Source organism: Winogradskyella sp. R77965, assembly GCF_044594915.1.
Taxonomy (GTDB): domain Bacteria; phylum Bacteroidota; class Bacteroidia; order Flavobacteriales; family Flavobacteriaceae; genus Winogradskyella.
Genome location: NZ_CP138990.1, coordinates 2,972,128 through 2,988,398 on the forward strand (window position 1 = coordinate 2,972,128; position 16,271 = coordinate 2,988,398).

General features: G+C 33.5%; 9 protein-coding genes. 8 read left to right on the top strand and 1 reads right to left on the bottom strand.

Features of this window, described 5'->3' with window-relative positions; genetic code table 11:
* A complete protein-coding gene (locus SJY34_RS13345; protein WP_400076426.1) occupies positions 1-2,901 on the bottom strand; it encodes a SusC/RagA family TonB-linked outer membrane protein in 2,901 nt (966 codons plus the stop codon).
* Positions 2,902-3,170: 269 nt separating this feature from the next.
* Here SJY34_RS13345 and SJY34_RS13350 point away from each other — a divergent pair, with 269 nt between their 5' ends.
* From SJY34_RS13350 to SJY34_RS13385, 8 genes are all read left to right on the top strand, one after another.
* The gene (locus tag SJY34_RS13350) at positions 3,171-4,217 is read left to right on the top strand and encodes a LacI family DNA-binding transcriptional regulator (RefSeq protein WP_400076428.1); all 1,047 of its coding nucleotides are present in this window, start codon (positions 3,171-3,173) and stop codon (positions 4,215-4,217) included.
* Positions 4,218-4,348: 131 nt separating this feature from the next.
* Positions 4,349-5,869: an MFS transporter gene (locus tag SJY34_RS13355; RefSeq protein ID WP_400076430.1), complete on the top strand. Its 1,521-nt coding sequence runs from the start codon at positions 4,349-4,351 to the stop codon at positions 5,867-5,869.
* Positions 5,870-5,874: 5 nt separating this feature from the next.
* The gene (gene pgmB, locus SJY34_RS13360; protein WP_400076432.1) at positions 5,875-6,531 is read left to right on the top strand and encodes a beta-phosphoglucomutase; all 657 of its coding nucleotides are present in this window, start codon (positions 5,875-5,877) and stop codon (positions 6,529-6,531) included.
* Between the two features lie 45 nt (positions 6,532-6,576).
* The gene (locus SJY34_RS13365) at positions 6,577-8,883 is read left to right on the top strand and encodes a glycoside hydrolase family 65 protein (RefSeq protein ID WP_400076434.1); all 2,307 of its coding nucleotides are present in this window, start codon (positions 6,577-6,579) and stop codon (positions 8,881-8,883) included.
* 43 nt (positions 8,884-8,926) lie between these two features.
* Positions 8,927-10,888: a glycoside hydrolase family 13 protein gene (locus tag SJY34_RS13370; protein ID WP_400076436.1), complete on the top strand. Its 1,962-nt coding sequence runs from the start codon at positions 8,927-8,929 to the stop codon at positions 10,886-10,888.
* Positions 10,889-10,890: 2 nt separating this feature from the next.
* The gene (locus SJY34_RS13375; RefSeq protein ID WP_400076438.1) at positions 10,891-11,868 is read left to right on the top strand and encodes an alpha/beta hydrolase; all 978 of its coding nucleotides are present in this window, start codon (positions 10,891-10,893) and stop codon (positions 11,866-11,868) included.
* Between the two features lie 43 nt (positions 11,869-11,911).
* On the top strand, positions 11,912-14,383 hold the full coding sequence (locus SJY34_RS13380) for a TIM-barrel domain-containing protein (RefSeq protein WP_400076439.1): 2,472 nt from the start codon (positions 11,912-11,914) through the stop codon (positions 14,381-14,383).
* Between the two features lie 4 nt (positions 14,384-14,387).
* Positions 14,388-16,268, top strand: coding sequence for an alpha-amylase family glycosyl hydrolase (locus SJY34_RS13385; RefSeq protein ID WP_400076441.1), 1,881 nt, complete (start codon positions 14,388-14,390; stop codon positions 16,266-16,268).
* The last annotated feature ends 3 nt before the right edge of the window (positions 16,269-16,271 follow it).

A 16,271-nucleotide genomic window follows, 5' to 3' on the forward strand; every position in this document is an offset into this window, starting at 1 on the left:
TTAAAATTTGATATTAGCACCAATTAATATATTACGAGGTCTAGGATAGATTGTATTATCAATTCCATTAAATACTTCTGGATCTAAACCGCTATATTCTGTTATTACAAATACATTTTGCATGCCTGCCCAAACTCTAACAGATTTTAGAGACTTAGAAATATCGCTAAATGTATAACCTAGAGTAATGTTGTCCATTCTTAAAAATGAAGCATTCTCAATGTAAGCATCAGAGATAATGACGTCTGATGTTCTTTGGAAATTCGTTTGAAGTACAGACGATGGAATATTTCCTAAAACCGAATTATCCTGTAATAGTTCATATTGCGCTCTTGATGAATTTACATTATTATAAACATAGTTACCAAGGTTTGCTCTTAGGTTGAATGCAAAGTCAAAGTTTTTATACTCTAAATTAGTTTGAAAACCTAAAACAGCATCCGGATCTGGATTTTGTTTAATGTAGCGATCATCATCATTAATAATATTATCACCATTTAGGTCTGCATACGCTCCTTCTATGAAATCACCTTGTGCATCTTGTAGCTGTTTAAAGACATAAAAAGATGTTGGTGCTTCTCCTTCTCTTTGTAATTGAATAAAGTTTCCTGTACCACCAGAAATACCTCCTGCAGTTACGTCTTGTCCAAAAGCTAATTCTGTTATTTCTCTATCAAATAACGAAGCATTAAAGTTGAAACTTAAATTTAAATCTTCTTTTCTAATGACATCCGCATTAATTGCAAATTCTAGACCTTGAATTCTTAAGTTACCAATATTCTGTATCACACTGTTAGAGAAATTACTTCCGTCTGACACTGGTGCCTGAAATAATAAATCCTCAGAATCTTTTTGGAAAACGTTAATACTACCGCTTATTCTATTATCAAATAATCCGTAGTCCAAACCAACTTCTATAGTTCTTGTTTCCTCCCATTTTATATCTGGGTTGATCACAGATGGGATTAAGGATCTGATTACCTCATTACCAAACTGAAATTGAGAGTTTTCATTACCCGCTCTGTACCGGCTTAAAAATATATCGGCAGCTCCAATTTCTTGTTGCCCTGTTATACCGTAACTCCCTCTTAATTTTAAATTAGAGATAGTATTTGAATCTTTTAGGAAATCTTCGTCACTAATTTGCCAAGCTAATGCACCAGCATAAAAATCACCCCATTGGTTATCTGGACCAAAACGAGATGTACCATCACGTCTATATGTAAATGTTGCTAAGTACTTATCGAAAAAGCTCAAATTAGCTCTTCCAAAGAAACCAATTAAGACAACATCTGGATCAGCAAATGTATCGCCAATACTCAATGGGTCGTTAAGGTTCCCTGAAAAAGAACCTTCATTTGTGAATCTTTGGTAAGAATAACCTGCTGTAAGGTCAGTGCCCACATTGCCAAATTCTTTTTTATAGTTTAAAAAGCCATCAAGAGATTCATTTGTTCTTGTTTGATTAGTGAAAGAAAGATTGCTAGTCACATCATCGTTTGTAGCAAATACAGATTGACTCCTTGGCTTACCTTCAGTTTTATCATAACCTAAATTAAGTACTGCTTTTAGTTCTGGTAAGAAATGGAATTTATAGTCAAAATTCACATTACCGAAAAATCTATTGGCGTCACCACGATTATTTGCTTGCAATAAAGAGGCTACAGGATTTGTTGTTCCTTGAGAAAGAACATTTCCATTTCTATGCTGATAAAACCCTCCAAAAGGCGAACTAGTGTCGTAAACAGGTTGTGTTGGGTCATATCGTAGAGCTGATCCAACTACATTATTAGCAAATCTACTATCTTCAAAAGCTAGATTAGCATTCACACTTATTTTTAAGTGATTATCAAATAATGTAGGGTTTAAGGCTACAGATAAATTACGTCTATCAAAAAGAGACGTTAAAAGTGTACCTTCTATTCTACTAACACCAAAAGATAAGCGGGTTGGTAAAGCATCAAATAGAGAACCTCTAACTGTTACATTGTGCTGAGCAGAAACGGTTTCTCTAAATATTTCCTCTTGCCAATTTGTGTTTGAGTTACCCAATAAACTAGTGTCTAAGGTAGTGCCATTTATTGGTTGCGAATTCACAAGCGTTCTAAACTCATCAGCAGAAAACACATCGATTTCATCGGCGTTTTTACCTAAGGTGTATTGTACATCATAGTCAACACTTAATGAAGATCTACCTTTTTTAGTAACGATTATAATAACACCGTTAGAGGCACGAGAACCATATATAGCAGTTGCCGATGCATCTTTTAAAACCGTAAATGATTCGATATCATTTGGGTTAATGTTCGCTAAAACTCCTCTAGAACCAGATACACCATCATTAGAAATTGGTAATCCGTCAATAACAATTAGAGGATTATTAGATGCATTAATTGAAGATCCACCTCTAATTTTAATTTCAGAACCAGATCCTGGAGCACCACTTGTGGTTATTGTTACACCAGCCACTCTACCTTGTAGTAAGTTCTCCGGCGTTACAATATTACCCTTAGTAAAATCCTTTGCTGTAACAGATTCGATGGAACCCGTTGCATCTTTTTTAGTTGTGGTACCATAACCAATAAGAACCACCTCGTCTAATTGAGCTGAATCTTCTGCTAGTTGTACGTCAATAGTTGATTGCCCAGTAAAGACAATTTCTTGTGTGGTGTAACCTACGTAAGAAATCACAATAGTTTCACCCTCATTCACTTCTAGTGAATATTTACCATCAAAATCTGTAGCAGTTCCTCTGGCAGTACCTTTAATTAAGACATTTACGCCTGGTAAAGGCATGGCATCCGCTTTATCTGTAACTGTACCATTAATTGTTGATTGAGCCATCAAGCTTGAGGGTACTATAATTAGACAGAATAGTAAAGCATTTAAGAATGTTTTCATACAATGTTTTTAAGTTAATTACTTAGTTTATTAGTTTATATTTTCACTTCTTGGGATAAATCTATGTAAAATTAACGTTATATGAGTGTTAAAAAATATGACGGAAGTCACGAAAACGTTTTCGTGTTAAAAACTTTCTTGAAAAAAGAGTTTTATTAGTAAAATAATAAAAAAATAAGAGTTTGTTATAGATGTGGTGTTAAATTTAAGAATTCAATAATTTAGATAAACTTTTTTTTGAATTATATTCGCCTAAAATTAGAATAAAAATGAAACGGAAAATAACCTTAAAGCAAATAGCTAGAGAATTAGATGTTTCTATCTCTACAGTATCAAAAGCGCTAAAAAACAGCAAAGAAATAAGTGCAGATACTATTCAGAAAGTTCAGGCTTTTGCTAAGCTTTATAACTATCGTCCAAATAATATTGCTCTCAGTTTAAAAAATCGAAAGACAAATACCATTGGTATTATTATTCCTGAAATAGTACACCACTTCTTTTCTAAGGTAATTAGAGGTGTAGAATTAGTGGCTAATAAAAGAGGTTATAATGTTATTATTGGTTTGTCTAACGAGTCCTTTTCTAAGGAGGTTATAAATATGGAAATGCTTGCTAATGGGAGTATTGATGGTTTCATTCTTTCTATGTCTAAAGAAACATTACAGCAACAAGACTACCATCATTTTAATGAAACCATGAGCCAAGGTATGCCTATTGTAATGTTTGATAGAGTAGTGTCTGATATAAAGTGTGATAAAGTTATTGTTGATGACTTTAAAGGAGCCAAAAATGCAGTAGAGAAATTGATTGCTAACAAGTGTAAATCTATTGCATTAATTACCACTAAGGATTATGTTAGTGTTGGTAAGTTGAGAACTCAAGGCTATTTAGACGCATTACAGGAAAATAAAATTACACCTGAAGCGGAGCTCATACTGAAGATGGACGATACGTTAGATTACGAAGTCCATTTAGAAACTCTTGAGGCTGAAATTGAACAACTTTTTAAGTCTAATAAAAAAATAGATGGTGTATTTGCAGTTAATGAATTATATGGACTATCGGCAATGAAAGTAGCAAGAAAATTAGGATTAAGTGTCCCAAATGATATACAAGTAATTGGATTTACAGATGGCGTACTTTCTAAACACGCAACACCTAGTCTAACTACTGTGAGTCAACATGCTCAGCAAATGGGAGAAAAGGCAGCAGACCTCTTAATTGATAAAATTGAAACTGAATTTGATACAGAAGATGAACAGTTTCAGACCCTTGTTATTCCAACTGATTTAGTTGAACGAGAATCTACTAAATAGAAATTTATCATTGCCACATTAAAATCTTTATATATCTTTGACACTTATTCGAAACTTATATTTTCACTTCTACAAATAAGTTTTGATAAGCATTGCTTATTAGAATAGTATTAATTTTAACATACTATTTCATGGAAAAGCGTACACTAGGATTTTGGGAAATCTGGAACATGAGTTTCGGTTTCTTAGGAATTCAAATGGGTTTTGCCCTTCAGAATGCTAACGTTAGTAGAATTTTTCAAACTTTAGGAGCCGAAATTGAGGATATCCCAATTTTATGGGTAGCTGCTCCACTAACTGGTTTAATTATACAACCAATAATTGGATATTTTAGTGATAGAACATGGCATCCAAAGCTTGGTAGACGACGGCCTTACTTTCTCGTAGGAGCAATCCTTGCATCTTTGGCTTTATTTATAATGCCAAATTCACCAGTTTTATGGTTTGCAGCAGGTATGCTGTGGATTATGGATGCATCTATAAATGTCTCTATGGAACCTTTTAGGGCTTTCGTTGGAGACAATTTACCAGATCATCAAACCACAAAAGGCTTTGCCATGCAAAGTTTTTTTATCGGAATTGGTGCTTATGTTGCCTCCAAACTTCCAAATATTTTAACCTATTACGGTGTCGCAAATACGGCTCCTGAAGGAGTTATTCCAGATTCAGTTAAGTATTCATTTTATATTGGTGGTGCGGTTTTTTTATTGGCGGTTTTATGGACTGTAATAAAATCCAAAGAATATAGTCCAGAGGAAATGGAGGCCTTTGAAAAAATGGAATCTAAGGACTTTGTAGTAGAAGAGAAACCACAAAGTTGGTTTAGCTCTAATGGTAAGACCCACGTTAGAAACGGTATAATAGTTCTACTAATTGGTTTACTTTCTACCTATTTAATTTATAAATATGATCTTAAAAAAGACTTATATGTATTAACGTTGGGCTTATTGAGTTTTGGTGGTTTATCGTTAATTGTTTCCGGACTTATGCAAAAAAGCGGAAACCATAAAAATGGTTTTGTCGCTATCATGAACGATTTTCAAAATATGCCAACCGTTATGAAGCAATTGGCTTGGGTACAATTCTTTTCATGGTTTGCATTGTTTTCAATGTGGATTTATATGACTCCAGCAGTGACTGAGCATATTTATAATACTGTTGATGCTACTTCCGAAGCGTATAATAATGGGGCAAATAGAGTCAATAATATGTTTGCAAATTATAATATTATAGCGGCTGCTGTAGCATTTCTTTTACCATTATTAGCCAAACGAACAAGTAGAAAATTCACTCATTTTTTGGCATTAGTAGCAGGTGGACTTGGTTTAATGTCTATTTACTTTATTAGTAATCCTACAGCAATTAATTTAGAATGGTTACCAATGATTGGTGTCGGTATTGCATGGGCCTCAATTCTTTCAATTCCTTATGCGATGTTATCTGGAGCATTACCAGCTAGTAAAATGGGATATTATATGGGAGTTTTTAATTTCTTCATTGTAATACCGCAACTTGTTGCAGCTTCAATATTAGGATTTATGGTGTCTAAGTTTTTTAATAATGAACCAGTTTATGCATTATTCGTAGGTGGAGTTTCAATGATTTTTGCAGGATTATTGACTTTGAGAGTCAACGATAAAATTTCAAAATAAAATAAATGAACAAAAAAGGATTCATATTCGATCTAGATGGTGTCATTGTTGACACAGCTAAATATCATTTTTTAGCATGGCAAAGACTAGCTAAAAGTTTAGATATAGATTTTACAGAAGAAGAAAACGAACAACTTAAAGGTGTAAGCCGAGTAAAGTCGCTAGAGAAAATACTGTCTTGGGGAAATAAAACCATTTCACAAGAATTGTTTAATGAGCTTATGGGTAAAAAGAATGAAGAATATTTGAGCTATATCGCTGAAATGGACGAAACCGAAATATTGCCAGATGTTCCAAGGGTATTAGATTCTTTAATTGAAAAAGAGCAACCTATATCATTGGGATCTGCAAGTAAAAATGCAAGGGTAATTCTAGAGCGTGTAGATTTAAAAAAACATTTTGATGCTATTGTAGATGGCAATGATGTAAGTAAAGCGAAACCCGATCCTGAAGTATTTTTAATAGCAGCAAAATTATTAAATAGAAAACCAGAAGATTGTATAGTTTTTGAGGATTCTGTAGCAGGAGTTGAAGCTGCAAATGTTGCTAACATGATATCTATTGGTATTGGTAGCGAATCCGTTTTAGGACATGCAAAGTATGTATTCAAAGATTTTACAGAAATCTCAGAAGAATTTATAAACGAGTTAATTAAGAATTAAAAATATGATGCCAATTACTGAAGAGGCATTAATTAAATATAAAATATGAACCTAGATTATATCATACCAAATGCTTGGTCAATTATAGAGGAAGGATTTAATCCAGATCAAGTCAAAGCGTCTGAGAGTTTATTTAGTATTGGTAATGGTGCCATGGGACAACGTGCTAATTTTGAAGAAGCTTATTCCGGACCAACATTTCAAGGAAGCTATATAGCAGGTGTTTATTATCCAGATAAAACCAGAGTGGGTTGGTGGAAAAATGGCTATCCAGAATATTTTGCGAAAGTTTTAAACGCACCAAATTGGATTGGAATCAACGTACTAGTTAATAACGAGCAACTTGATTTGTTCAACTCTAAGAGCATAAAAAACTTTCGTAGAGAACTAAACATGAAAGAAGGTTGGTTATCTCGCAGTTTTGTAGCAACGCTTCAAAATGATGTTGAAGTTGAGGTAAGCACTAAGCGATTCTTAAGTTTAGATATTGATGAAGTTGGAGCCATTGATTTTAATGTTAAACCATTAAATACTGATGCTGAGATTACGTTTCAACCTTATTTAGATTCAGGTATCACTAATGAAGATACCAATTGGGATGATAAGTTTTGGGATACATTAAGTGTGAGTCATGAAAATAATCAAGCCTTCATTCAGGCTAAAACAATGAAGACAGATTTCTATACATGTACCTTCATGGAATCTCAAGTATTTATAGATGGAAAATCGGTTATCATTGAGCCAAATATAAAAGCAGATGCCAATTATGCATCATTTAGTTATCGTCATAAAGTCAAACAAAACGAAATTTATGCAATACATAAATTTGGAGGTTATTTGGTAGATAGAAATCACGATAAAAATAATTTTGTTAATGAAGCAAAGTCAGTATTAGCAAAAGCGACAAGATTAGGTTTTTCTGAGTTGCTAAATAATCAGAAGAATGCTTGGTCGAAAATTTGGGATATGTCTGACATCACCATAGAAGGAGATGTAAAAGCACAGCAAGGTATTCGTTTTAATATTTTTCATTTAAATCAAACGTATTTAGGTACAGATGCTACTTTAAATATTGGACCGAAAGGATTTACAGGTGAGAAATATGGAGGAAGTACCTACTGGGACACTGAAGCGTACTGTATTCCATTTTATATGGCTACAAAAGATCAAAGTGTAGCAAGAATGCTTTTAACTTACAGATATAAGCATTTAGAAAAAGCAATTGAAAATGCTCAAAAACTTGGGTTTAAGAATGGTGCCGCATTATATCCTATGGTAACCATGAATGGTGAAGAATGTCATAACGAATGGGAAATAACCTTTGAAGAAATCCATAGAAACGGAGCCATCGCTTTTGCCATTTATAATTATTACAGATATACTGGTGATTATAGTTATATACCAGAAATGGGACTCGAAGTTTTAATAGGTATTGCACGTTTTTGGCACCAAAGAGCAACATTTTCAACAGATAAAAACAAATACGTAATTCTTGGTGTTACAGGACCTAACGAATACGAAAATAACATCAATAATAATTGGTATACTAATTATATCGCTCAGTGGTGTATTAATTATGCCCTAGAAAGTATTGAAAAAGTTAGAGAAGGTTACGAAGATGATTACCGACGTGTTTCTGGCAAAACAAAAATAACTCACGAAGAATTAGCACTTTGGAAAAAAGTGGCAGACAACATGTATTTTCCATATTCGGAAAAGTATAATGTCTATTTACAACAAGATGGATTCTTAGATAAAGAATTAATAACGGTTGCAGATTTAGATAAATCGCAAAGACCAATCAACCAAAAATGGAGTTGGGACAGAATATTACGTTCGCCATATATTAAGCAAGCTGATACCCTTCAAGGGATGTATTTCTTCGAAGACCAATTCACAACAGAAGAATTAGAGCGTCATTTCGATTTTTATGAACCATATACAGTTCATGAAAGCTCATTATCACCATGCGTGCACAGTATCCAAGCAGCAAAATTAGATAGAATGGAGCAAGCTTACACCTTCTATTTAAGAACATCTCGATTAGATTTAGATGATTATAATCACGAAGTACACGAAGGTTTGCACATTACGTCTATGGCTGGCACATGGATGAGTATTGTTGAAGGCTTTGGTGGTATGCGAGTTAAAAATGATACTTTAACTTTTGAACCAAAAATACCTAAGCAATGGAAAGGTTATTCTTTTAAAGTCAATTTTAGACATCAGATTTTAAAAGTAAGTGTAAATCAAAATGAAACACAGTTTGAATTAGAAGGTGATACTGAATTACAGATTTTAGTAAATGGAGAATCCGTAACAATCACACCAGATGGTTTGGTGAGCGTATAATAAAAATTACAGCCCTAAGTCAAGAACATAAAAAATTAGAAGTATGAGAAACAAATTAAGAAGTCTTTCAATATGCCTATTAATTTTAGTGTCATCTTGTAAGGATACGGCAAGTAGTGAAATGGATTCAGTTTCTAGAGAACCCATTCTAGAGTCTAATGATATTGATAAAGTAGAGCCACCAAATTGGTGGATAGGGTTTAAAAATCCTAACCTTCAACTTTTAGTGAAACATCCAAATATTGGTTCTGCAGAAGTTGAAATTTCACATTTTGGTGTGTCTTTGGTGAAGACTAACAAAGCGGATAGTCCTAATTATTTATTCCTAGATTTAGAAGTTTCTGAAAATGCAAAAGCAGGTAAATTCAATATTAATTTTAAGCTTGAAGATGATTCAGAATTAATTCAGACTTATGAATTAAAAGAGCGTTTAAAATCTTCTGAAGATTATGTTGGTTTTGATAGTTCTGATGCTATTTACTTAATCACACCAGATCGTTTTGTAAACGGAGTTACAACTAACGACACACCATTAGGTATTGAAGGTCAACCTAAAATGCTAGAGCAAACAACAGACCGAAATGATAATTATGCAAGACATGGTGGAGATATAATAGGCGTAACAAATCATATAGATTATATCCATGATTTAGGATTTACAGCAGTTTGGCCTCAACCATTGTTGACAAATGACATGCCTCAAGGATCGTATCATGGTTATGCAATTACGGATTTGTATGAGATTGATCCTCGTTTCGGAACCTTAGAAGAGTATAAAACATTTTCAGCTAAACTTAAGGAAAAAGACATGAAGTTAGTTATGGACCAAGTAGCTAACCATTGTGGTTTGGAGCATTGGTGGATGAAAGATTTACCGTTTAAAGACTGGGTAAATCTTCAAGAGAATTTCGAAAAGAATAAAGACAATTGGAATAACTCATATACCATAAACTCTAATCATAGACGTACAACCAATCAAGATATCTATGCTTCTGAGGCTGATAGAAAAGGAAATAGTGAAGGTTGGTTTGTAGCAGCAATGCCAGACTTAAATCAACGTAACCCGTTTATGGCAAAATATATTATTCAAAATAGTATATGGTGGATAGAAACGGCTCAACTAGGAGGCATAAGACAAGATACATATCCATATCCAGATAAAGATTTTATGAGTGATTGGGCTGGTGCAATAATGAATGAATATCCAAATTTTAGTATTGTCGGTGAGGAATGGAGTTACAACCCATTGCTTATTGGGTATTGGCAAGAAGGAGCAAATAATAAAGACGGCTATGATTCTAATTTAAAATCTTCTATGGATTTTGCCATGCAGCAAAAAGTAGTGGATGGAATAAAGGAAAAGGAATCTTGGGATAAAGGACTAGTAAAAATATATGAAGGTCTGGCTAACGATTTTCATTATGCGAGTCCAAAGGATATTATGGTTTTTGAAGGAAATCACGATATGAGTCGAATTTTCACTCAGATGGAAGGCGATATTACTAATACAAAAATGGCAATGGCTACCTATGCTATTATGCCTAGGATTATGCAAATGTATTACGGAACCGAAATTTTGATGAATGACTTTGCAAAACCAGGTGACCACGGACTGATTCGTACAGATTTTCCTGGAGGTTGGGAAGGTGATACGGTTAATGCGTTTACAGGTAATGGTTTAACTGAGGATCAAAAAGACATGCAGTCTTTTATTAAAAAACTCTTCAACTACAGGAAAGATAGTAAAGCTATTCACGAAGGTAAAACGACTCATTTTGCACCATTTGTTGGTACGTATTTTATGTATAGAACTTTAGGCGATGAAACCGTTGTTTTAATTTTAAATAAGAACGAAGATATCATAACTATAGACCTCAATTATCAAGATGAAATGGGACTTAAGGGAAAAACACTGAAGAATATCATCACAGATGAAACCAAACTTTGGGGAGATGTTATAGAGTTGAAATTTAAAGGGGTAACTATACTTACTACAAAATTGTAATTATGAAAAAGCTAGTTTCTATTTTAATTATTTGTTTATGTTTTTCGTGCAAAAGTGAAAAAGAGGCTAAGGAAGATAGTTTTGAAACTAATGTTCCTAGCACAACCTACAAATTCGAAAGTGTTGATGATGCTAAGTTATATGCTGGTAAGTTAATCAGAGTTGATAGTTTCCCTTCAAGAAACATTGTACCTAGAACAGTAGATATTTGGTTACCTAAAAATTATTCTAGAGATAAAAAATATAGTGTTTTGTACATGCATGACGGACAAAACCTTTTTGATTCAACGACAACATGGAATAAACAAGAATGGAAAGTTGATGAATGGGCAACTAAGTTAATGGATGAAGAAAAGGTTAAAGATTTTATTGTTGTTGCTACTCACAATATTCCTGATATACGTTGGCAAGACTTGTTTCCAGAAAAAGCTATGGACTACATGGATGAATATGAAAGAAGTAGCCTGGTGGAAATGGCAAAAAAGAATAACTTTAATATGGATTTTAAAGGTGACGAATACCTAAAGTTTTTAGTTGAAGAACTAAAACCTGTCATTGAAAGTTCTTATTCGGTTAATTCACACAAAGACAACACATTTGTTATGGGTTCTAGTATGGGAGGCTTAATGTCTATGTATGCTTTGTGTGAGTATCCTAAAGTTTTTGGTGGTGCAGGTTGTATATCTACGCATTGGGTAGGTGCTATGCCAATGCCAAACAACCCTTATCCTGATGCTATTTTTAAATACATGGAAGCCAATTTACCAAAAGCTGGTAGTCATAAATTGTATTTCGATTATGGTAACAAAACTTTAGATGAACATTATCCACAATATGCTCCAAGAGTAGATGAGATTTTAAAAGCAAAAGGTTATACAAAATTAGATTCTAAGAATTTATTTTTTGAAGGCACAGATCATTCTGAAAATTCTTGGAACAAAAGATTAGATCAACCCTTAACGTTTTTATTAGGTAAATAGTTCGTCATTCTGAACTCGTTTTAGAATCACATAAAGCAATAACATGAAACAAATAATACAGCATCTGGCCATTATATTTTTTACAGTTTCAATAGCTGCGCAGAATTCTAATCGAATTTATAAATCTCACAATGAAAAGGATGGGCTATTTTCAGTTTCTACCAACGATGGTAAATATATCTTTCAATTTTATACAGAGGATATTCTTCAAGCAAGTTTTATTCCAGTAGGGGAAATTATTAGTAATGAATCGCATGCTGTGATTATGGAGCCCAATGAAGTTCAAACAACTTATGAATACGTAGGTAACGATATTACTTTTGGAAGCAACAGTCTATCGGTTACTATTTCTACTGAGCCGTTTAAAATTAGTTACAATTACAAAGGCAAACCTGTTATTTCAGAAAAACGTGGCTATTACAAAAGTACTCACGAACCCATGGATTTGGTAAAAGATAACATTGTAGCAGATTCTACAGAAAAAATAGAATTCAACCTGTCTAAAGACGAGGTGCTTTATGGAGCAGGCTCAAGAGCTCTTGGAATGAATCGTCGTGGCAATCGCTTACCTCTATATAATCGAGCGCATTATGGTTATGGAACTAGAAGTGCGTTAATGAATTATACAATACCAATAGTATTGTCGTCTAATAAATACATGATACATTTTGATAATGCGCCCGTAGGATATTTAGATTTAGACAGTAAAGCTGATAATACACTAACCTATGAAACTATTTCTGGAAGAAAGACTTATCAAATTATAGTAGGAGAATCGTGGTATGATATAATGAATAATTATACCGATTTAACAGGAAGACAACCTATGCTGCCACGTTGGGCATTGGGTAATTTTTCTAGTAGATTTGGTTACCACACCCAAAAAGAAACTTTAGAAACAGTAGATAAATTTAAAACAGATCAAATCCCTGTTGACGCCATAATTTTAGATTTATATTGGTTTGGTAAAGAAATTCAAGGAACGTTAGGAAATTTTGAGTTTTATAAAGATTCCTTTCCTGAGCCTAAGCAAATGATTAAAACCTTAAAGTCTCAAAATGTTGAAACAATTCTTATTACCGAACCTTATGTTTTAAAAACATCTAACCGATGGGAGGAAGCTGTAGAAAAGGGAATTTTAGCAAAAGACAGCTTAGGAAATCCGGCTGAATTTGAGTTTTATTTTGGTAATGGTGGCATCATAGATATCTATAATCCGAATGGCGAAAAGTGGTTCAAAGATATTTATAAAGGCTTATCAGATTATGGTGTTAATGGATTCTGGGGAGATTTAGGAGAACCAGAAGCACTGCCATCTTGGGTTAATTTTGAAAATGCAAAAGCAGACGAAGTTCATAATATTTACGGGCATGATTGGGCTAAGTTAGTTTACGAAGCTAGTTTAGAGGCGAATCCAAATAGAAGACCTTTCATTTTGATGAGAGCAGGTTACTCAGGCTCTCAACGTTATGGATTAGTACCTTGGTCTGGAGATGTAAGTAGAAGTTGGGAAGGTTTGCAACCACAACCTGCGATTGCATTACAAATGGGTATGCAAGGCTTAGCATATATGCATTCAGATTTAGGGGGATTTGCAGGGGCTAACTTAGATGATGAGCTCTATGTACGTTGGTTACAATACGGGGTCTTTAATCCCATATTTAGACCTCATGCACACGAAGATGTGGCAAGTGAACCTGTTTTTAGAAGTGAAAAAGCAAAGCGATTGGCAAAATTCGCCATACAAATGCGTTACAGAATGCTGCCTTATAATTATAATTTAATGTTTGAAAATCATTCGCAAGGTAAACCTTTAATGCGACCATTATTTTTTGAAGAAGCGGATAATCCGCAATTATTCGATTATTCAAAAGCGTATTTATGGGGAAATGATATTTTGGTGTCACCTGTTCTAGAAGCTGGTAAAACAGAACAAGAAGTTTACTTCCCAAAAACAAGTAATTGGTTTGATATTGAAAATGATGAATTAATAAAGGGAGGGCAAACAAAAATAGTTAAATTAAACGAAGGTTTTATCCCAACCTATGCTAGGGCTGGTGCTTTTATTCCGTTAAGTAAACCTATTCAATCGACATCAGAATATGATAGTAACAGTATAGAACTTCACTATTATTTTGATAAAGCATCTCCAGAAACAAAATATTCTATTTACACAGATAATGGAATTAGCACACAACCTAAACATGAAATAACAACATATAAATTTTATTACAAAGGAAGAAATTTAAAATTCAATTTTGATTTAGAGGTAAGTTCTAATCTTATATTACAAGAAAAAAGTATAGAATTGATTATTCATAATATTCAAAAAGAACCGAAACGGATTAAAATTGATGGTAAAAAGATGAAGGATGAGTTAGATTTATTACCAAATAGCCTTAATCTCAAAGCGAAAAGATATTCGCAATGGAATTCAGAAAATAAAACTCTAATAATTCCATTAAAATGGGATACTTCTAAATCCAAAACAATTAATATCAAACTCAAAAAATAGCCCAATGAACGCAAAAAGTCATATTTTTTTAGCGCTTGTTTTAGCCTTGTTTATGGGATGTAAAAACGAAGTGAAAGAAGAATTTATACCCAAAGAAAATAAAACTCAAATGAAGAAAAAAGAAGTCGTCTATCAAGTTTTTACACGTTTATTTGGTAACACTAATACTACTAATAAATCTTGGGGAACACTCGAAGAAAATGGAGTAGGGAAGTTCAACGATTTTACAGATAAAGCTCTAAATGAAATTAAAGATTTAGGCGTAACTCACATTTGGTATACAGGAGTGCCTCATCACAATGTTATTACAGATTACACTAAATATGGTATTTCTAATGACGATCCAGATATTGTTAAAGGTCGAGCAGGTTCACCTTATGCGGTTAAGGATTATTATAATGTCAATCCAGATTTGGCCGAAAATGTGGAGAACAGATTGCAAGAATTTGAAGCCTTAATCGAACGTTCTCACAAAGCAGGATTAAAAGTCATCATCGATATCGTTCCTAATCACGTAGCGAGAAATTATCAAAGTTTAACCAATCCAGAAGGTACAACAGATTTTGGTGCAGAAGATGACAAAACAAAAACTTACGACGTTAATAACAACTTCTATTATAATCCAGGTGAAGCTTTTAAAGTTCCAGAATGGAAAAATGGATATCAACCTTTAGGTGGAGATAAGCATACTTTAGCAGATAATAAGTTTGAAGAAATTCCAGCAAAATGGACAGGTAATGGCTCAAGAGCTTCGCAGCCAGATGTAAATGATTGGTATGAAACTGTAAAAGTAAATTATGGCGTAAATCCTGATGGCAAGAAAGACTTTGACGAATTACCAGATGGCTTTGATAATGAAGACTACAAAAAACATTTTGACTTTTGGAAGGATAAAGCGGTGCCAAGTTCTTGGAAAAAATTTAAAGACATCGCCTTATACTGGACAGCAAAAGGAATAGATGGCTTCCGTTTTGATATGGCAGAAATGGTTCCTGTAGAATTTTGGAGCTATATGAATTCGCATATCAAAATGGAAAATCCTAGTGCTTTTTTATTAGCTGAGGTTTACAATCCGAGTTTATACAGAGATTACATTAAAAAAGGAAAAATGGACTATCTCTACGACAAAGTGCAGTTGTATGATACGCTAAAACACGTTATCCAAGGTCACGGAAAAACGGATAATATTCCACCAATTTTAGATGATTTAAGCGATATAGAACACCACATGCTTCATTTCCTTGAAAATCATGATGAGCAACGTATTGCAAGTCCAGATTTTGCTGGTAGTGCAGAAAAAGGAAAACCAGCAATGGTTGTGTCTGCTACATCGACGACAGCTCCGACAATGATTTATTTCGGACAAGAATTTGGCGAGCCTGGAGCAGAAGATTTAGGTTTTGGTGATCCTACTAGAACCTCTATTTTCGATTATGGTTCAGTACCAAGTCAAGTACGTTGGGTAAACGATAAAAACTTTGATGGAGGTCAATCCACCAAAGAAGAATTAGAGCTTCGAGATTTTTATAAGCGCTTGTTAAATTTTACTATAAATAGTTCTGCCTTAATGGGAGACTATCAAGATATTCATCATTTTAATCATCAACATACAGAATGGTATAATGATAAAGTATTATCGTTTGTACGTTGGTCAGACAGTGAACAGTTGATAATTATCTCAAATTTTAATGCAGAAAACACCTATGGATTTGAATTGCAATTACCAGAAGATTTAGTTAATAAATTAAAACTTCAAGATGGCGAATATGACCTTAAAGATCAATTATATAATACGTATGCTTCAACTTTGAAAGTTGAAAACGGTAAGGCACAAGTTAGAATAGACATTAAGCCCTTAGAATCATTTATATTAAAAATTAAATAAAAC

Bases quoted from the DNA above. Each gene is read 5' to 3' on its own strand.
- SJY34_RS13345 (WP_400076426.1), bottom strand. From the start codon at position 2,901: ATGAAAACATTCTTAAATGCTTTACTATTCTGTCTAATTATAGTACCC.
- SJY34_RS13350 (WP_400076428.1), top strand. From the start codon at position 3,171: ATGAAACGGAAAATAACCTTAAAGCAAATAGCTAGAGAATTAGATGTT.
- SJY34_RS13355 (WP_400076430.1), top strand. From the start codon at position 4,349: ATGGAAAAGCGTACACTAGGATTTTGGGAAATCTGGAACATGAGTTTC.
- pgmB (WP_400076432.1), top strand. From the start codon at position 5,875: ATGAACAAAAAAGGATTCATATTCGATCTAGATGGTGTCATTGTTGAC.
- SJY34_RS13365 (WP_400076434.1), top strand. From the start codon at position 6,577: ATGAACCTAGATTATATCATACCAAATGCTTGGTCAATTATAGAGGAA.
- SJY34_RS13370 (WP_400076436.1), top strand. From the start codon at position 8,927: ATGAGAAACAAATTAAGAAGTCTTTCAATATGCCTATTAATTTTAGTG.
- SJY34_RS13375 (WP_400076438.1), top strand. From the start codon at position 10,891: ATGAAAAAGCTAGTTTCTATTTTAATTATTTGTTTATGTTTTTCGTGC.
- SJY34_RS13380 (WP_400076439.1), top strand. From the start codon at position 11,912: ATGAAACAAATAATACAGCATCTGGCCATTATATTTTTTACAGTTTCA.
- SJY34_RS13385 (WP_400076441.1), top strand. From the start codon at position 14,388: ATGAACGCAAAAAGTCATATTTTTTTAGCGCTTGTTTTAGCCTTGTTT.